Origin of the sequence: Geobacter pickeringii, assembly GCF_000817955.1 — a bacterium.
Lineage (GTDB): Bacteria > Desulfobacterota > Desulfuromonadia > Geobacterales > Geobacteraceae > Geobacter > Geobacter pickeringii.
In genome coordinates this window covers 2,464,242-2,482,832 of record NZ_CP009788.1, presented here as the reverse complement: position 1 = coordinate 2,482,832, position 18,591 = coordinate 2,464,242, and the positions used below count along the sequence as shown (strand labels likewise).

Here is an 18,591-nt window from a genome sequence, read left to right as displayed (position 1 = left end):
ACAGGTTGTTTGCACCGGAGAAGAAATTGGACACCTCGATTGTCTGGAGGATGGCATATGTCGCAACCACTTGAATTCACGGTTGGAGGACTTCTCGACGCGGTGGCGGCACGGTTTCCGGACACCGATGCCCTCGTGTATGTCGACCGGGGGATTCGGTACAGCTACCGCCAGTTCAACGAAGTCTGCCGCCAGGTGGCAAAGGGACTCCTCGGTCTTGGAATCCGGAAGGGGGATCACGTCTCCATCTGGGCGTACAATGTCCCCGAGTGGGTCATCCTCCAGTTTGCCACTGCCAAGATCGGCGCGGTCCTGGTGACGGTCAACACCAATTACAAGTCCGCCGAACTCGAATATATCCTCAAGCAGTCCGATTCGACGGCCCTTTTCCTGGTGAAGTCGTTCAAGGACACCGACTATGTCGCCACCCTCAACGAGGTTGTGCCGGAGCTGCAGGGTGCCCAGCCCGGCATGCTTTCCAGCGCCACCTTGCCGTTTCTCAAGCACGTCGTTTTCATCGGCGAGGAAACTCCGGGGGGGATGATCAATTTCGAGCGGATCATGGCCCTTGCCCGCGATGTCTCCGATGAGGAGCTGGCGGCCGCGGAGCGCTCCCTCGACTGCCGCGAGGTGATCAACATGCAGTACACCTCGGGGACCACCGGCTTCCCCAAGGGGGTGATGCTCACCCACCACAACATCGTCAACAATGGCTTCAATATCGGCGAATGCATGAAGTTCACCGAGAAGGACCGCCTCTGCATCCCGGTCCCCTTTTTCCACTGTTTCGGGTGTGTCCTTGGCGTGATGGCGTGCGTCACCCACGGTTCCACCATGGTGCCGGTGGAGCTCTTCGATCCGCTGGCGGTTCTTCGGACCATCGAGCAGGAGCGCTGTACCGCCGTCCATGGCGTTCCGACCATGTTCATCGCCGAACTGGAGCACCCCGATTTCCCGAAATTCGACCTCACCAGTCTCCGGAGCGGGATCATGGCTGGCAGCCCCTGTCCCATCGAGGTGATGAAACGGGTCATTCGCGATATGCACGCCGCCGAGATCACCATTGCCTACGGCCAGACCGAGTCGTCGCCGGTCATCACCCAGACTCGCACGGACGATCCGATCGAGCTGCGGGTCGCCACCGTCGGCCGGGCGCTCCCCGACGTCGAGGTCAAAATTGCCGACATCGAGACCGGTGCCGTGCTCCCCCCGGGGAAACAGGGCGAGCTCTGCACCCGGGGCTATCTGGTCATGAAGGGGTACTACAAGATGCCCGACGAGACCGCGCGGGCCATCGATGCCGAGGGGTGGCTCCATACCGGCGATCTGGCGGTCATGGACGAGAATGGCTACTGCAAGATCACCGGCCGGATCAAGAACATGATCATTCGAGGGGGCGAGAATGTTTACCCCCGCGAGATCGAGGAGTATCTCTACACCCATCCGAAGATCTCCGATGTCCAGGTGTACGGTGTTCCCGACCGGAAGTACGGCGAGCAGGTCATGGCGGCGGTCATTGTCAAGAAGGGTGTTGAACTGAGCGAAGAGGAGGTGCGGGAGTTCTGCCGTGGCAAGATCGCCAACTACAAGATCCCCCGCTACGTGAAATTCGTCGACTCGTATCCGATGACGGCGTCGGGGAAAATCCAGAAGTTCAAGCTGCGCGAGATGGCCGTCCGCGAGCTTCAGCTCGAGGATGGCGGCGAGATGGCGTAAGGAGAATCCGTAATGAGAGAAAAGGCACTTGGCATCCTTCTGGCGCTCTTCGTGATCTGTTTTGCCGCGATCGTGGTAGAGGAGGCATTTCTCGGCGGCCGCCGCCGGCGTAAGCTGCAAAAGGAGGCGAGGCTCGCCCGCTCGCCGGAAAACGATCGGTAATCTCCGGGAGGAAGTCCATGCGCATCACACCGAAGGAAGAGCTCGAACACCGCATTTCCCGCCTTCAGGCGTTGATGGCGAAGGAGGGGCTCGACGCGGTCCTCGTTCTCCAGAATGCCGACCTGTTCTACTTTACCGGCACGATTCAGTCGGGGTGTCTCTATGTGCCGGTGGCGGGCGAGGCGCTCTACCTGGTGCGCAAGGAATTCGGCAGGGCACGGATGGAGTCGGGACTCAGGGAGGTCGTGCCGTTCGCTTCCATGAGGGATATTCCCGGCGTCCTTGCTGATTACGGCTATCCTCTCCCCGTGCGGGTCGGAATGGAGCTGGACGTTCTCCCCGTGAACCTCTTCGAGCGGTACCGAGCGGTTTTTCCGGGAGCCGGCGTCTGTGACGCCACCCCTCTCATCCGGCAGGTCCGGATGATCAAGAGCAAGTACGAGATCCACCTCCTCCAGGATGCGGCCGTGCAGGTCGACCGGGTCAACCGCCGGGCCCGCGAAGTCATCCGCGAAGGGATGACCGACCTGGAGCTCGCCGCTGAGCTCGAATTCACCGCCCGCAAGGAAGGGCACCAGGGGTTGGTGCGGATGCGGATGTTCAACGCCGAGCTTTTCTATGCCCATGTATTTTCCGGTGCCGACAGTGCTGTTCCCGCCTATGTCGATACCCCCCTCGGCGGGGTCGGTCTCAACCCCTCTTTCGGCCAGGGAGCCGGCCTCAAGCGCATCGAGCGCAACGAGCCGATCATCGTCGATTTTGCCGGCTGCGTTGACGGCTACCTCGTGGACCAGACGCGGGTCTTTTCCCTCGGCAGGATTTCCGGTCGCTTGGATAAGGCCTACCATGACATGCTCAGGATCCAGGAGCGGATGATTGAGCTCGTCGCGCCCGGGGTCCCCTGGGGATCGGTGTATGACGCCTGCCTCTCCCTTGCCGTGGAACTCGGGTATGCCGACAATTTCATGGGGAACAAGGGGGCGCAGGTTTCGTTCATCGGACATGGGGTCGGCATTGAAATCGACGAGTACCCCTTCATCGCCAGCAGCTTCAATGAAATGGCCTTCGAGCCGGGAATGGTGTTCGCCTTCGAGCCGAAGGTCGTCATCCCCGGCGAGGGGGCAATCGGCATCGAGAACACTTTCTATCTTTCCCACTTCGAAGGTCTCAAGCAGCTTACCTGCTCCGATCAGGATCTGACGGTCCTCTAACCCTCTGTCGGTTCCATTTGGCGAAAAAAATTTTGTTGAATTTAATCAAAGAGGGTGCTATAAGCCTTTACAACAAAAACTGTATACAGTATACTAAAAAACAATTTCCCCGCATCGTAAACTTTCAGAAGCATTTTCCTCGAATTATCCTGTTCCGTATTGGCGCTGGCCGCATTAAACCGCAGTATAACTGATGATTTTGTCGCTCGAAAGGAGGAGAGAGGAGTCGGGTATCAGGGCAGTTGGTTATATTTTATTTATTAAAACAACTAGTCGAAAGGAGAGTCAGTATGTCTAAACTCAAGGATACTCTTGCACAGAAAATTCAGGAGCACCGTCCCCGCACCACCAGGCTTGTTAAGGAATTCGGCAAGGTTATCATCGATCAGGTGACCATCGACCAGTGCATCGGCGGTGCGCGTGATATCCGTGCCCTCGTGACCGACATCTCCTACCTTGATCCGCAGGAAGGGATTCGCTTCCGCGGGAAGACGATTCCCGAGACCTTCGCCGCCCTTCCCAAGGCTTCCGGCTCCGAGTACCCGACCGTTGAGGCCTTCTGGTACATGCTTCTCACCGGCGATATCCCGACTCAGGCCGAGGTTGACGAAGTTGTGGCCGAGTTCAAGGAGCGGGGCAAGGTTCCCTCCTACGTATTCGACGTCATCAAGGCTCTCCCGAAAGACAGCCACCCGATGGTGATGCTCTCTGCCGGTATCCTCGCCCTTGAGCGGGAGTCCGAGTTCCTCAAATTCTACAACTCCGGCAAGTTCAACAAGATGACCTGCTGGGAGCCGATGTACGAGGATGCCAGCAACCTGGTGGCCAAGATCGCACCGATCGCTGCCTTCATCTATCGCTACAAGTATAAGAACGATGAGCAGATCGCTGCCGATCCGAAGCTCGACTACGGGGCAAACTTCGCCCAAATGATCGGTCAGAAGGCTCCGTATGACGACGTCGCCCGGATGTACTTCGTCCTCCACTCCGACCATGAGTCGGGCAACGTTTCGGCCCATACGACGCACCTCGTCGCTTCGGCTCTTTCCGATGCCTACTATGCATATTCCGCGGGCCTCAACGGTCTTGCCGGCCCGCTCCACGGCCTTGCCAACCAGGAGGTCCTCGCCTGGATCATGGAGTTCCAGAAGAAGCTTGGTGAAGGGGTCGAGCCGACCAAGGAGAATGTCACGAAGGCCCTGTGGGATACCCTCAATGCCGGTCAGGTTGTCCCGGGTTACGGCCATGCCGTTCTCCGCAAGACCGACCCGCGTTACACCTCGCAGCGTGAGTTCTGCCTCAAGCACCTGCCGAGCGATCCGCTCTTCAAGCTTGTCAGCATGATCTTCGAAGTGGCTCCCGGCGTTCTCATGGAGCACGGCAAGGCGAAGAACCCCTGGCCGAACGTCGACGCCCAGTCAGGTGTCATCCAGTGGTACTATGGCGTTCGCGAGTGGGATTTCTACACCGTTCTCTTCGGTGTTGGCCGCGCCCTCGGCTGCATGGCGAACATCACCTGGGATCGTGCGCTTGGCTACGCCATCGAGCGTCCAAAGTCGGTTACCACCCCGATGCTCGAGAAGTGGGCAGAGGAAGGCGGCCGGAAGTTCTGATGCACAAAGAGGGAGGCACCGACACCGGTGCCTCCCTCTTTATATTTGGCGGAATAAAGAATGGGGAGATGTGACGGCATCTCCCCATTCTTCTATGTCTTGGGATTGACGGGTGTCCCCGTCAGCTGAAGACCTCGGCGCTGAAGATGTAGATATCGGCACCTTCCTTCCAGTCATCGAACTTGAGCCCGGCCTTGATGCAGGTTTGACTGAGGAACGTGTCCCGGTCCCAACCCTGTTCGGTGGCTACTTGGGGCAGAAGCACCCCCCGGCAGAAATTCTTCTCAACATAGATGCCGTGGGTTCCGATTCGAATTTCATCGCAGGAACTGATTTTGGAAAGGGAACTCAGGACGGAAATTTCGACTGAGAAATCATCCAGGTCTTCCATTCTCATCGGGTAAAAGCGGGGATCCCTGGTTGCTGCGGAGATGGCTATCTCCTGGACGAGCTGGAAAAGGGGCTTGTCTGATACAAAGTTGCCGATGCAGCCGCGCAGGTTCCCGTTTTTCTTGAGACAGACGAAGCATCCTCGTTGCTCGTGGAGGCCTTCGGCTGGCGCCGAGGTCTCCGAAACTATCCCGTTTGCGACGTAGTTCACCACAGCTTCCCGGGCAATCAGGAGGAGCTGTTGTTTGGCGGAGTCCGAAAGTTCACGTGTCACACGGTCACCCCTTTTCATTTAGTGCTAATTGCTTGTTAATTTACAATATTTACGCTAATGGTGACAAGGGGAAATCAAGTCTGAGGAGGCTCCATGGCAAAGCGTTACCGGGTTTTGATCGGGGGGGAATGGGTTGGCGATAGCCGACCGGAGATCAAGGTAACCAACCCCTATGATGATTCGGTTGTCGGTGTGGTTCCCGAGGCTGGCGGCGAAGATGTCGAGGCGGCCATCGGAGCTGCTCAGGAGGGATTCAGGGCCATCTCGTCGACTCCAGCCTATCGACGGTCGGAGATCCTGGCGAAGGCGTCCGATCTTATTTTACGGGACCGGGAGGAGATTGCCGAGATCATTGCCCGCGAAGCGGGAAAAACATGGAAATACGCTCTCGCTGAAGCCGACCGGAGCGCCGAGACGTTCCGTTTTGCCTCTCTTGAGGCTCGCAACGAGCATGGCGAACTTGTCCCGATGGATGCTTCGCCCGTCTCTGCTGGAAGGTTCGGGTTTTATGTGCGGACACCCATTGGCGTGATCGGCGCAATCACCCCCTTCAACTTCCCCCTGAACCTGGTGGCCCATAAGGTCGCACCCGCCATTGCGGCAGGGAATGCACTTGTCTTGAAGCCGGCCACGAAGACTCCGCTCACCTCGATCAAGCTTGCGGAACTGCTGATGGAAGCGGGGCTCCCCCCTGGTGTCTTCAACCTTGTTGTCGGGAGCGGCAAGACGGTCGGAAATCGGCTTGTGGAAGACGACCGCCTTGCGATGATCACCTTTACCGGGAGTCCTCCCGTGGGGGTGGAGATCAAGGCCCGCAGTGGGCTCAAGCGGGTTACCCTGGAACTGGGCTCGAACTCGCCGACAATCGTTGACGAGGATGGGGATCTGGATGCTGCCGTGTCGCGCTGTGTGGTCGGCAGTTTTGCCAATTCGGGGCAGGTTTGCATCTCCGTGCAGCGGATATTTGTTCATAGGCGGCGCTATAGCGAATTTCTGGACAACTTCGTCGCCGCAACGAAGAAACTCAAAGTTGGCGATCCCATGGATCGGGAGTCGGATATCGGTCCCATGATTTCGCGAGCAGAGCTTGAGCGTGCCGTAGCGTGGATCGGTGAGGCAAGGGAGCTCGGGGCGAAGGTCGAGGCCGGGGGGGGCGTCGTCGGCAATTGTCTGGAACCGACGATACTGAGCGGAGTGACACCGGAGATGAAGGTCGTCTGTTCCGAAGTGTTTGCGCCAATCGTTTCGGTGTTGCCCTTCGATTCGTTCGAGGATGCTCTGGACTTGGCCGATGATTCGGTGTACGGCCTTCAGGCGGGCGTCTATACCCGTGATATCAACAAAGCGTTTCAGGCGGTTAAACGACTCGATGTGGGTGGGGTGATCATTAACGATATCCCCACGTTCCGGGTAGACCATATGCCTTACGGGGGCAACAAGCAGAGCGGGTTGGGCCGTGAGGGGGTTCGTTATGCCATGGAGGAGATGACGAATATCAAGTTTGTTTGTATTAATCTCTAGAGTGGCGATAAAATATTTTGTTACGCTGTGTAACATGCTGAAATTACATGATTGGAAGGGGTGAAAAAGGTTAAAAAAGGCTTGACTTTATTTTAGAAGCTAGTATATTCCCCTTCTGTTGCGTATCGTAAAACCTTGCGCTGAGCGCACGAATGAAATTCAAAAAAGAAAAGAGGTGAGAACGTAAATGAAAAAGCTGCTTTCTCTGACCCTGTGTCTTGCTCTGGCCGTGGCCTTCGCCGCTGGCTGCAAGAAGAAAGAAGAGGCTCCGGCTCCGGCTCCGGCTGAGCAGGCTGCCCCGGCTCCGGCCGCTGCTCCGGCTCAAGCTCCGATGTCTTCCGCTAAGGCTCCGGCCGCTCCGGCTGCCCCGGCTGAGAAGAAGTAATTTCGGTTACTTTTTCGCCAGAGAAAAGCCTGCAGAGCTTCGGTTCTGCAGGCTTTTTTTGTGTTTTGAAAGACATGTTTTGGTTGACATCGGCAGGGCCGCATGTTACTAGTAACGGTCTTTTTATTTCGCTAATAGATTGGTTGGAGGTGTTTTCATGGAAAGAACATTTGCCATCATTAAGCCCGATGCGGTCGAGCGCAATATCGTCGGCAAAGTGCTTGAAAAGGTGGAAGCCGCCGGTTTCCGCATTGTAGGCATGAAGAAGATTCAGCTTTCCAAGAAGGAAGCTGAGGGGTTCTACTATGTCCACAAAGAGCGGCCGTTCTTTGGCGACCTTTGCACATTCATGTCGCGCAGCCCCGTGGTGGTCATGGTGCTTGAGCGTGAGAACGCAATTACCGGCTGGCGTGAGGTTATGGGAGCCACCAACCCGGCCAATGCCGATGCGGGGACCATCCGCAAGGAGTTCGGCCTCGGTATCGAGGAGAACACGGTTCATGGCTCCGACTCGCCCGAGTCAGCTGCGTTCGAGATCCCTTACTTCTTCAGCCAACTCGAGCTCTTCTAGTCGGGTGACAGCAGAGAGTCACAGAAGCCCTTCGCGTGAAGGGCTTTTTTTTATAGTTGCTGGTAGGTATGGACATTAAAGTAGATCTGAAAAATTTGAGTCTCGAAGAGTTGGAGCAGTTCCTGGCGGGGAAGGGAAAGGAGCGCTACCGTGCGCGCCAGATCTTCAAATGGCTCTACCAGAAGGGCGCCACGAGTTTTGAGGTGATGAGCAATCTTGCCAAGGATCTGCGTTCCGACCTGGAGCACTCGGCGACCATCAGTCGGCTGGAGCCCGAAGTGACGGAAATCTCTCGGGATGGGACGAGAAAGTACCTTTTTCGTCTTGCCGACGGCAATACCGTCGAGTCGGTGTTGATTCCCGAAGAAGATCGCAGCACCTTGTGCGTCTCCAGCCAGGTCGGTTGCGCCATGGGATGCGAATTCTGCCTGACTGGGACCTTTCGGCTGACCCGCAGCCTCACCACGGCAGAGATCGTTAACCAGATATGTGCGGTGCAGCGGGAGGTTCCATTCCGCAACATCGTCTTCATGGGGATGGGAGAGCCTCTGGCAAACCTCGACAACGTGATCCGCGCCCTCAAGATCATCACCCACGATGACGGACTCCAGTTCTCGACCCGGCGGGTCACGGTCTCCACTGCCGGCCTGATTCCGGAGATGGAGCAGCTGGGGCACGCCGTGACGGTCAACCTTGCGGTCTCGCTCAATGCGACTACCGACGAGGTCCGGAATAGAATCATGCCGATCAACCGGCGGTACCCGCTGCGGGATCTTCTCGATGCCTGCCGGCGGTTTCCTCTGCCGGGCCGTCGCAAGATTACGATCGAATATGTGATGATCAAGGGGGTCAACGACTCCCCCGATGACGTCAAGCGGCTCGTCAAGCTGCTCAGCGGAATACCGTCCAAGATCAACCTGATCCCTTTTAATGAACACGAAGGATGTGCGTTCAAGAGCCCCGACCAGCAGACGGTTGACCAGTTTCACAGCTTTCTCCTGGCAAAGCATTTCACGGTTATCACCCGGTCGAGCCGGGGGGCCGACATTTCGGCAGCCTGCGGACAGCTCAAGGGGAAACTCGACCGAAACGACTGCGCGTAGTCCTGTCAGGGCGGCTTCAGTATTCCCGTAACACGGATAAATCCAAAGCGAGGTGAGGCGAGATGGCTGAACAGATTATCGGCGTCATCGGCGGAAGTGGTCTCTATGAAATGGAGGGCCTTTCGGATATCCGGCAGGTGAGGGTGGAAACCCCATTTGGCGAGCCGTCGGACGAGTTCATAACGGGAACCCTTGACGGAGTGAAGATGGTTTTTTTGCCCCGACATGGCAGGGGGCACCGGTTTCTCCCCTCTGAGGTGAATTTTCGCGCCAATGTTTATGGGATGAAAAAGCTCGGAGTGAGCCGCATCATCTCGGTGTCGGCAGTCGGCAGCATGAAAGAGGAGATCGTCCCGGGCCACATCGTCATTCCCGACCAGTTCATCGACAGGACCAACGCCACCCGGGCGAATACGTTCTTTGGCAACGGGGTCGTGGCCCACGTGCAGTTCGCCGATCCGGTCTGCGCCGAACTGTCCGGCTGGCTCTACGAAGCGGCCGTTGAGGCGGGGGCGACGGTCCATCGGGGCGGCACGTATATCTGCATGGAGGGGCCTGCCTTCTCGACCCGTGCCGAGTCCACCATGTACCGTTCGTTCGGCGTATCGGTCATCGGGATGACCAATATTCCCGAGGCCAAACTGGCCCGTGAAGCGGAACTCTGCTATGGCGTCATCGCACTCGCCACCGATTACGACTGCTGGCATGAATCTCACGAGGATGTGTCGATCGAAGCGGTTCTCGCCATTATCAAGAAAAATGTGACAACGGCCAAGATGATCATCAGAAATGCCGTGAAGCAGATCGCCAGCGAGCGTTCCTGCCCCTGCGCCTCGGCCCTTCAATACGCCATCATCACCGATCGGCGGGCGATTGCGGACGAGGCAAAAGAGAGACTCGACCTTTTCATCGGCAAATACCTTTAGCCTGCCGTCTGTTTTGCGGGGAAGCGTGCTGGATTGACCGGCGCCGGTGCGATTGCTGTCATCATAGTAGAGGAGAACGTATCATGGGAATACTTGTAGTTGGTTCGGTTGCATTCGATTCAGTGGAGACTCCCTTCGGGCAGGTTGAAAACGTGTTGGGCGGCTCCGCCACCTATTTTTCGACTTCCGCCAGTTTTTTCACCGACGTGAATCTGGTTGCGGTGGTCGGAGATGATTTTCCGCAGGAACATGTCGATTTTCTCAGGTCGCGTAACATCGACCTCCGGGGACTCGCCCGCGAGGCTGGATCGACGTTTCACTGGAAAGGGAAGTACGGCTACGATCTGAACGAAGCCCAGACCCTCGCGACCCACCTGAACGTCTTCGAGAGCTTCAAGCCCCGGATTCCGACCGAATACCGCAATGCCGACTACCTCTTCCTCGCCAATATCGACCCCGAACTGCAGATGGAGGTGTTGAGCCAGGTTGAGAAGCCGCGGGTCATTGCCTGCGACACCATGAATTTCTGGATTTCGTCGAAGCCGGAGGCGTTGCGGCGGGTCATCGAGAACGTCGACATCTTCATCATCAACGAGGGGGAGGCCCGCCAGTTCACCGGCGAGGTCAACCTTGTGAAGGCTGCCCGGGCCATCCTCGGCATGGGGGTGAAAACGCTCATCATCAAGCGGGGCGAGTACGGCGTCCTCATGTTCAGCGGCGACTCGGTCTTTGCCGCCCCGGCGTATCCTCTGGAGGAGGTGTTTGATCCGACCGGCGCCGGCGATACGTTTGCCGGCGGATTTATGGGTTACCTGGCAAATACGGGGGATACCTCCGAGGCCGGCATCCGGCAGGCGATCATCTTCGGGAGCGTCATGGCCTCCTTCAACGTAGAGGATTTCAGCCTTGAGCGCCTGAAACGCCTCGACTACCACGAGATCGAGAGCCGTTATCGCAACTTCAAGTCACTTACGCACTTCGAGGGGCTCACGGGTGGAGAGAACCCCCTTCGCTAGGCTTTCTCCACTCCCCCCTTGCGTTGACAATAACAGGCAAATCTGCTACGTTTCCCGGTGCGTGGAACGGAAGAACGGGGCGGCCGAAAGCGGCCCCGTCTTCCGTTCCGAACCTTTCCGCACCCCACGCCATGAGGTGGTCACCGTGAAACGTCACCTGCTTCTTCCCTCTCTCCTCCTTTTCCTCCTCCTTCCCGCGTGTGCACTGAACGGAGCCGCCAAGAAACAGGCATCGTATCATTACCAGATGGGGCTTTCCTACCTGGGCGAGAATGACGCTACCCGGGCGCTTGCCGAGTTTACCGAGGCCGAAAGGATGTCGCCGGACGATCCGGTCGTGCTGAACAGTCTCGGCCTTGCCTATTATTACAAGAAACGGTTCGATCTGGCCGAGCAGAAATACCTCAAGGCGATCGAGCTCAAGCCTGATTATTCCGAGGCTCGCAACAACCTCGGGGTAAATTACCTGGAAATGCAGCGCTGGGATGCGGCCGTGACCCAGTTCACGGTGGTTCTTGCCGATCTGCTTTTTGTCGAGCAGGATAATACCAGGATTAATCTTGGCCTCGCCTACCTCGGCAAGGAAGACTACCAGCAGGCGTACAACACACTGCGCCAGGCGGTCTCCGCCAATCCGCGAAACATCAATGCGCGGATTGGGCTCGGGAGGGTTTATTTCGGCATGGGCAAGACCGAGCTGGCTGTCGAGGAGCTTCGCAAGGCTGTCGAGTTGAACAGAAATTCCCAAAACGCCCACTATTATCTGGCTCTGGCGTGTCTCAAGGCCAAGGACTATGTGGCGGCGGCAGAGGCGTTTCGCGAGGCGATCCGGATCGCACCGGATTCGGAGAAGGGACGTCTTTCCCGCGAATATCTCGATTCGATGAAGTGAGAGGGCAGATTGGCTGAAGCATCATCCTCCCGGTCAGGGAATCAATCAGTCGGTGCGTTGCTGCGCGAGTCCCGCGAGTCCCGTGGGCTGTCCCTCGAGGATGCCGCCCGGGTAACGCGCATCGGCAAGAACTATCTCGTGGCGCTGGAGGAAGATGCGTTCGAACGGTTGCCGAGCTCCGCTTACGCCAAGGGATTTCTGCGGTCATATGCCGGCTACCTGGGACTTCCCGCCGACGAGGTGGTGCGGTACTACGAAGAGGCGTTGCAACCAGCCCTTCCTGCAGAAGAAGGGAGCGTTGCACCCCTGGCCTCGTCGGTGGAGGCGCGGAGGCTTCCGGCGCGCAATCGCTGGGCAATCCCCCTGACCCTCCTGGCCCTGGTCATTGCCCTGTCCTTCCTGACACGGGAACGAGAGGAGCGCTCTTCCCGGGGCGAGCCGGTCTCCTCGGCCAGCCGAGCGACGGTTTCTCCTTCTCCTGTCCAGCACCCGGTGTCGTCTGCCTCCCGTGTTCGGCCCGTTGCGGCTCCACCGCAAGTCAGTCCGGTCGCCGCAATTTCCGGAGAGGAGAATCAACCATCCCCCCAAAACTCGCGGGGGATCGTGCTGAAGCTGAAGGTCAATCAGGACTGCTGGTTGAATATCACCATCGATGGAACATTGTCCCAGCAGTATGAGCTCAAGGCCGGTGACCTGATCGAGTGGAAAGGGGAACGCGTGTTTTCCCTCGATCTTGGCAACGCCGGGGGGGTGGAGGCTGAATTCAACGGCAAGGCGCTCCCCTCCCTTGGCGCAGCCGGAAGCCCCGCTCACGTCGATCTCACGGCCGACGGGAGCGAAGAGCAGCAGTAACGGATCCGTAACGGACGATACATTTTTAACGCAAGGAGAAGGTCTTCATGCACCTGGCACGCTGCCGAAAATGCGGAAAAGTTATGAAGAGTGAACGGGTCGACACCTATCGGGTAAAGTTGAGCTGCAGTTGCGGCTTTTCCGATTTTCGCACCCTCACTGACAAGGTCAAGACGGTTAATCCCTTCTACCGTCAAGCGAGTTTTACGCCGCTGGTCGAGGGTGAAAAGGGGAAGATGGTCCTGACGATGCAGCGGGCCAACCGCGAGCATCTCGAAATCATCTCACTCGAAGAGATCAGCATGCTTGTCTCCTCCGATTTCGACCTGCCCGAGGTTCTTCAACTCGTGACCCGGAAGGTGGCGGTACAGCTCAAGGTGAGCGTCTGCAACATCTATCTGCTTGAGGGCGACGAACTGGTTCTTGCCGCAACCCACGGTTTCGACCCCTCCTTCATTGGCGGGATTCGGATCAAGATGGGGGAGGGGATTACCGGCACCGTGGCGAAGGAGCGGCAGTACATCTCCCTCAGCCACGCATCCCAGGATCCGCGGTACAAGTACTTCCCCGAGCTCCAGGAGGAGAAGTACAACTCTATGCTCTCCTTCCCCATCAGCGACAAAAAGGATGTCTATGGGGTCATCAATCTTAACAGCACCTCCATCAAGTCGTTCCAGGAGGACGAGATCTATTTTGTCTCCATTATCGCCAATCTGATCACGACGGCAATCAAGCTTCGGAGGCAGGTCGCCATGGGTAAGAAACCTGCGTAACTGCCCGCTTGACAAGGGGGGACCCCATGTTAGACTCAATCTCGACGGCAGCAACGGCATGCGTGGGGTTTACCATTGGCGGAACATGTGAAAAAGAGAATTCTGGTTGTCGACGATGAGGAGAACGCCCGGATCGGGCTGTCGAAGCTCCTCGAAAAGGAGGGGTTCGAGGTCGAGAGCGTAGCGAACGGATTCGAGGCGCTGAACTATCTGAACCGTCAGCAGGTCAATCTCATCGTCACTGATATCAATATGCCGGAGATGAACGGCATTACCTTTCTGAGGGAGCTCAACAAAAGCTATCCCCAGAGCAACGTGATTATGATAACGGCATATGGGGGGGTTGAATCCTATCTCGAGGCGATGAATCTCGGCGCCTTCGAGTATATCAACAAGCCGATCAAGATTGATGAGTTGAAGTCGATACTGAAAAAGATCTTCACCGAAGGGTGCCATTAACAACCACTGCCAGGGGGAATGAGATGATTGCCTTTTCTACGATTGTTTTCCCGACCGATTTTTCCGAAAACTCCGAGTATGCATTTGATCACGCCCTGACCCTCGCCAAACAGTTCAACGCCCGGCTTGTCGTCATCCACGTGATTAACGAACCGGTGGATCTTCGTGGGTTCTATGTCCCCCATGTCTCTTTCGAAAAGCTCGAGGAGGAGATCGTGGCCGCCGCCGAGAAGATGATGGAGAAGTTCTGCCGGACCAGAATAAAGGATTACGCCAATTTCACGAGCTGCATCGTTTCGGGGATTCCGTACGACGAGATCCTCAAGAAGGCGGCGGAAGAAAAGGCATCCCTCATCGTCATGGGGACCCATGGACGCAAAGGGATCGATCATTTCCTCTTTGGCAGCACCGCCGAACGCGTCGTGCGCAACGCCAAGTGCCCCGTCATGACCGTGCGCCCCACCGAGGCATAACTTTTCCAGGCTCCGCTCCGGGTGTTGACAGCAGGGGCAGCGTTACGCTGCCCTTTGTTTTTTCGGTGCACCACCTCCGCCGGTGCACACGGAGATGGACAGATAAGGATCAGGAGGATACTGCAGAATCCGATGACGACCGAATCCCCCACCTCTAAAGGTACAATTCTCATCATCGACGATGAAAAGGTCATCCTCGATCTCACGTCGATCGTTCTCAGAAACCGCGGCTATACGGTCTTCACCGCATCCGATGCCATTACCGGGCTGAAAGAGCTGGAACACCACCAGCCGCAACTGGTGCTCCTCGATTACATGATGCCAGTGATGGACGGACTCACCGCTCTGCGGGAAATCAGGGAACGTTTTCCGGATAGTTACGTCATCATGTTCACCGGCAAAGGGAACGAAGAAATTGCCGTGGAGCTGATGAAGGCAGGTGCCTCGGATTACATTCTGAAGCCGTTCAACAACCAGGACCTTGTCGAACGGATAGAGAGCGTTCTCCGTATCCGTCAGGTGGAGATTCGGAACCGGGAGCTCACTATCGAACGCGAGCGCCTTCTGGCCGAGATCGAAGAGTGGAACCGGCAACTGGAGGCGAGGGTCCAGGAGAAAACCGAAGCGCTTCAGCGCGCTCAGGCCGAGATTGTTCAATCCGAAAAGCTCGCCTCCCTCGGCTACCTCTCCGCCGGCATGGCCCACGAGATCCGCAATCCCCTCAATTCCATCACGCTCTTTGCACAGCTTATCAAGAGTGGATTCGATGACCCGGAGCGGCTCGGCTACGTGGACAAGATCCTGAAAGAGGTGGACCGGATCGACGAAACCATGCGCAAGCTTCTCGATGCCTCCAAGCGCTCCCGCTACCAACTGAGCGAGGTGCGGATCGAGCGGATCATAGAGGCAACCCTCGAGGTGTTCAAACCCCAGGCTCTCCTCTACCACGTCGATGTGAAGCGTGACTTCAGAACCATCCCGCCGCCTCTGCAGGCCGATCCGTCCGAGATCGAGCAGATTTTCACGAACCTCTTCCTGAATGCCATCCACGAGATGCGCGATGGAGGAGTGTTGACGGTCTCGCTCGACCACAACGACAAAGAGCTCAGCGTGAGGGTGGCCGACACGGGCAAGGGGATTCCCGCCGAAAACCTCTCGAAGATCTTCGATCCCTTCTTCACCACCAAGTCCAGCGGGAGCGGGCTCGGGCTCGCGGTGGTACTGCGGATCGTCAAGACATATCAAGGGAGGATTTCGGTCGAAAAGAGCGACGCCTCCGGCACGACCTTCCTTATTCGGCTCCCCCTGGCAGCGGTCTGAGCGTCCCTTTCCCCTTTTCTTTGCAGGCCCGAGTTTGCTATGATGGCCGTCATTTCACCGCGGCGCAGATCTCGCTCTGAGGGATGGAGCGAGATGCCGGCCGTCAGACTGTGACGCGCCACGGGATATCGCCGACACCGACAATGACTCCCCCACCGACGAGACGAAGCGGCCCCCGGGGAGCGAAGGACATCGATGCCGCTTCTGGTCCGAAATCTTGTTCTGGCCCCCGGTGAAGGGGACGAACTCCTCCGCAGCAGGGTGGCGTGCCGTTTTTCCCTCTGCGACGACGACGTCGTGGATGTGCGTCTGGTTCGCAAGAGCGTCGATGCCCGGAAAAAGCCCCAGGTGAAGTTCATCTGTACGGTCCGGTGTACGCTTGCCGACGAGGAGGCCTTTCTCGCCCGGTACGGCGGTGATCCTGACGTACAGCCGATCACGGAGCCGCCGCCGCACGCATTTCGGCCACTGTCCCATTCCGGGAGGATCGTGATTGCCGGCATGGGGCCGGCGGGGCTTTTTGCCGCGTTGAGGCTTGCCGAGTACGGTCTCTCCGCCACGGTTCTCGAGCGGGGAAAACCGGTGGAGGAACGGACCCGGGACGTGCAGTCCTTCTGGGCGCGGGGGGAGCTCGATGTCGAGAGCAACGTTCAGTTCGGTGAGGGGGGGGCGGGGACCTTTTCGGACGGCAAGCTTACCACCCGGGTGAACGACCCGAACATCTCCTACGTTCTTGAAAAGCTTGTTGCATTCGGTGCTCCGCCGGAGATCGGCTACCTCGCCAAACCCCATATCGGCACCGACCGGCTGCGCATCGTCGTGGCCTCTATCCGCCGGTTCCTGGAGCAACGCGGGTTCGATATCCGTTTCCGGAGTTGCCTGACCGACATCGTCTCTCAGGGAGGGCGGGTTGGTGCGGGAGTCGTGAACGGCGACGAGGAGATCCCGTGCCGTTTCCTCGTGCTTGCGCCGGGGCACAGCGCCCGCGACACTTACGCCATGCTCGCGCGCCGCGGAATCCTGATGCAGCCGAAGCCCTTTGCCGTTGGGGTGCGGGTCGAGCATCCGCAGCTGCTGATCAACCGGATTCAGTACGGCAGGGTGCATCATCCGTCGCTTCCTCCCGCCGACTACGCCCTCGCGTACAACGATCGGACGAGCGGCCGCTCCGCCTACTCCTTCTGCATGTGCCCCGGAGGAGTGGTGGTGGCGGGGAGTTCGGAGGAGGGGGGGGTGGTCACCAACGGCATGAGTGCCTATCTGCGCGACGCTCCTGCGGCCAACAGCGCTTTGGTCGTCACCGTGGGGCCTGCCGATTTCGGCACTGATTCCCCCCTTGCCGGGGTGGAGTTTCAGCGCCTCCTGGAGCGACGGGCCTTTGTGGCAGGTGGAGGGGACTACCGGGCGCCGGCCCAGAACCTTATGGCGTTCGTGGAGGCGAAAACGGGAGGGAAGGTCAGCTCCAGCTATTGCCCGGGGGTGCGGGACGTGCCGCTGGCGGAAATCCTTCCGCCCGCCGTGACCGACACCCTGCGGGATGGCCTCCGCTTTTTCGACCGCAAGATGCGGGGATTCCTGACGGCCGAAGCGACAATGACCGGCGTGGAGACCAGGACGTCGTCGCCGGTGCGGGTTGGCCGGGGGGGAGATTTTCAGGCGGTGGGCCTCGGGGGGCTCTACCCCGCCGGAGAAGGGGCGGGGTACGCCGGAGGGATCATGAGCGCCGCCCTTGACGGCATCAGGGTGGCCGATGCCATTGCAAACCAGATATCAGCCCAGGAAGGGAGTTTCATTTGAACAAGGTTTTTGTCAGTAGCATCCGGGAGCGGGACCAGGTCGAATCGGTCTTCCTCGTCAAAGACAAGATCATGGCCATGGCCAAGAACGGCAAGCCCTACATGACGCTGCGGCTCATGGACAAGAGCGGTGAGATCGAGGGACGGGTCTGGGACAACGTCGATGAGCTCTCCGCCACCTTCGACAAGGACGATTTCATCGCCATCCGCTGCAAGGCGACCGTGTATCTCGGCAAGATGCAGCTTATCATCTCCGAGCTCTTCCGGGTGCCCGAACATCAGGTGACTCTGGCCGACTTCCTTCCCGAGTCCGAGCGGGTCATCGAAGAGATGGAGCAGGAGCTGGCGGCTCTGGTGGAGAGTATCACCGACCCACACCTGAAGGTGCTCATGAAGGCGTTTTTCGACGATCCGGCGCTCATGCCGCTGTACCGCGTCGCTCCGGCCGCCAAGGGGATGCACCATGTCTACCTCGGGGGGCTCCTGGAGCATTCGCTGGCGGTGGCCCGGCTCGTGGACACCATCGTTCCCCTGTACGCCGGACTCAACCGCGATCTCCTCGTGGTGGGGGCGCTGCTCCACGACGTCGGCAAGGTCCGTGAGATGACCTATCTCCGTTCCTTCGATTATACGGACGAAGGGAAGCTGCTCGGGCATATCACCATCGGCGTCGAGATGCTCCAGGAACGGATCTCCGCCATCCCGGGCTTCCCGGTCGAGCTGGCGATGCTCCTTAAGCACATGCTCCTCTCCCACCACGGCCAGTACGAGTACGGCTCCCCCAAGCGCCCCAAGACACTGGAGGCGACCATCCTCAACTACCTGGACGACCTCGACTCCAAGATCAACGGCATCCGGACCCACATCCGCAAGGAGGCCGAGAATCAGAGCCGCTGGACCTCCTATCACCGGCTCTACGACCGGTACTTCTACAAGGAAGGGTATGTACCCGACGACGAGGCGGAGGAAATCCGGGATGAACCGTCGGCCCCCGAACCGCTGACCCTCGCGCCGCCGGCGGAGCCCCCGGCCGAGCGCCGCCGGGAGGAGTCGAAAAAGGGGTTCCGTAACAACCCCTTCGAGCTGCTCCAGGAGAAAAACCTGGATCTCTTCTAGCGATCAACTGCACACGGAGACA

At 58.3% G+C, this 18,591-nt stretch carries 19 protein-coding genes; 18 read left to right on the top strand and 1 reads right to left on the bottom strand.

The features are described 5' to 3' along the window. Nucleotides 1–57 precede the first annotated feature (57 nt). From GPICK_RS11150 to GPICK_RS11140, 4 genes are all read left to right on the top strand, one after another. Nucleotides 58–1,716 (top strand): AMP-binding protein, encoded by a 1,659-nt coding sequence (locus GPICK_RS11150; protein WP_039743226.1) that lies wholly within the window; start codon nucleotides 58–60, stop codon nucleotides 1,714–1,716. A gap of 12 nt (nucleotides 1,717–1,728) precedes the next feature. Further along, nucleotides 1,729–1,878, top strand: a complete 150-nt coding sequence (locus GPICK_RS17580; protein WP_169745369.1) for a hypothetical protein — start codon at nucleotides 1,729–1,731, stop codon at nucleotides 1,876–1,878. A 17-nt stretch (nucleotides 1,879–1,895) separates the two neighbouring features. Further along, nucleotides 1,896–3,089 carry a M24 family metallopeptidase gene (locus tag GPICK_RS11145; protein WP_039743224.1) on the top strand — a complete coding sequence of 398 codons (1,194 nt, stop codon included), beginning with the start codon at nucleotides 1,896–1,898 and terminating at the stop codon, nucleotides 3,087–3,089. A gap of 290 nt (nucleotides 3,090–3,379) precedes the next feature. Next, nucleotides 3,380–4,702, top strand: coding sequence for a citrate (Si)-synthase (locus GPICK_RS11140; RefSeq protein ID WP_039743222.1), 1,323 nt, complete (start codon nucleotides 3,380–3,382; stop codon nucleotides 4,700–4,702). 121 nt (nucleotides 4,703–4,823) lie between these two features. On the opposite strand, the gene amrA is transcribed toward GPICK_RS11140, so the two are convergent. Further along, the gene (amrA, locus tag GPICK_RS11135; protein WP_169745368.1) at nucleotides 4,824–5,366 is read right to left on the bottom strand and encodes an AmmeMemoRadiSam system protein A; all 543 of its coding nucleotides are present in this window, start codon (nucleotides 5,364–5,366) and stop codon (nucleotides 4,824–4,826) included. A 93-nt stretch (nucleotides 5,367–5,459) separates the two neighbouring features. Between amrA and GPICK_RS11130 the strand changes: the two genes are divergently transcribed. The 14 genes from GPICK_RS11130 (at nucleotide 5,460) to GPICK_RS11065 (ending at nucleotide 18,569) form a co-directional block, all read left to right on the top strand. Beyond that, on the top strand, nucleotides 5,460–6,887 hold the full coding sequence (locus GPICK_RS11130) for an aldehyde dehydrogenase family protein (protein ID WP_039743218.1): 1,428 nt from the start codon (nucleotides 5,460–5,462) through the stop codon (nucleotides 6,885–6,887). Nucleotides 6,888–7,074: 187 nt separating this feature from the next. After that, entirely contained in the window at nucleotides 7,075–7,272 is a 198-nt protein-coding gene (locus GPICK_RS11125) for a hypothetical protein (RefSeq protein WP_039743216.1), read from the top strand. Nucleotides 7,273–7,429: 157 nt separating this feature from the next. Continuing rightward, nucleotides 7,430–7,843, top strand: a complete 414-nt coding sequence (ndk, locus tag GPICK_RS11120; protein ID WP_039743214.1) for a nucleoside-diphosphate kinase — start codon at nucleotides 7,430–7,432, stop codon at nucleotides 7,841–7,843. 68 nt (nucleotides 7,844–7,911) lie between these two features. Further along, nucleotides 7,912–8,946, top strand: coding sequence for a 23S rRNA (adenine(2503)-C(2))-methyltransferase RlmN (gene rlmN, locus GPICK_RS11115; RefSeq protein ID WP_039743212.1), 1,035 nt, complete (start codon nucleotides 7,912–7,914; stop codon nucleotides 8,944–8,946). Between the two features lie 62 nt (nucleotides 8,947–9,008). Next, a complete protein-coding gene (mtnP, locus tag GPICK_RS11110; protein ID WP_039743210.1) occupies nucleotides 9,009–9,872 on the top strand; it encodes an S-methyl-5'-thioadenosine phosphorylase in 864 nt (287 codons plus the stop codon). Nucleotides 9,873–9,955: 83 nt separating this feature from the next. Further along, nucleotides 9,956–10,888, top strand: coding sequence for a PfkB family carbohydrate kinase (locus GPICK_RS11105; RefSeq protein WP_039743208.1), 933 nt, complete (start codon nucleotides 9,956–9,958; stop codon nucleotides 10,886–10,888). A gap of 145 nt (nucleotides 10,889–11,033) precedes the next feature. Next, the gene (locus GPICK_RS11100; RefSeq protein ID WP_039745681.1) at nucleotides 11,034–11,780 is read left to right on the top strand and encodes a tetratricopeptide repeat protein; all 747 of its coding nucleotides are present in this window, start codon (nucleotides 11,034–11,036) and stop codon (nucleotides 11,778–11,780) included. A gap of 9 nt (nucleotides 11,781–11,789) precedes the next feature. Continuing rightward, nucleotides 11,790–12,632, top strand: coding sequence for a RodZ domain-containing protein (locus GPICK_RS11095; RefSeq protein ID WP_039743206.1), 843 nt, complete (start codon nucleotides 11,790–11,792; stop codon nucleotides 12,630–12,632). Nucleotides 12,633–12,715: 83 nt separating this feature from the next. Continuing rightward, the gene (locus GPICK_RS11090) at nucleotides 12,716–13,405 is read left to right on the top strand and encodes a GAF domain-containing protein (protein ID WP_236685538.1); all 690 of its coding nucleotides are present in this window, start codon (nucleotides 12,716–12,718) and stop codon (nucleotides 13,403–13,405) included. Nucleotides 13,406–13,480: 75 nt separating this feature from the next. Further along, nucleotides 13,481–13,864, top strand: a complete 384-nt coding sequence (locus GPICK_RS11085) for a response regulator (protein WP_039743202.1) — start codon at nucleotides 13,481–13,483, stop codon at nucleotides 13,862–13,864. 23 nt (nucleotides 13,865–13,887) lie between these two features. Further along, the gene (locus GPICK_RS11080; protein ID WP_039743200.1) at nucleotides 13,888–14,337 is read left to right on the top strand and encodes a universal stress protein; all 450 of its coding nucleotides are present in this window, start codon (nucleotides 13,888–13,890) and stop codon (nucleotides 14,335–14,337) included. Between the two features lie 132 nt (nucleotides 14,338–14,469). Beyond that, a complete protein-coding gene (locus tag GPICK_RS11075) occupies nucleotides 14,470–15,657 on the top strand; it encodes a hybrid sensor histidine kinase/response regulator (protein WP_039743198.1) in 1,188 nt (395 codons plus the stop codon). A 195-nt stretch (nucleotides 15,658–15,852) separates the two neighbouring features. Further along, nucleotides 15,853–17,454 (top strand): NAD(P)/FAD-dependent oxidoreductase, encoded by a 1,602-nt coding sequence (locus GPICK_RS11070; protein ID WP_039743196.1) that lies wholly within the window; start codon nucleotides 15,853–15,855, stop codon nucleotides 17,452–17,454. Continuing rightward, the gene (locus tag GPICK_RS11065; RefSeq protein ID WP_039743195.1) at nucleotides 17,451–18,569 is read left to right on the top strand and encodes a 3'-5' exoribonuclease YhaM family protein; all 1,119 of its coding nucleotides are present in this window, start codon (nucleotides 17,451–17,453) and stop codon (nucleotides 18,567–18,569) included. Before GPICK_RS11070 ends, GPICK_RS11065 begins: the two co-directional genes overlap by 4 nt. Nucleotides 18,570–18,591: the final 22 nt, after the last annotated feature.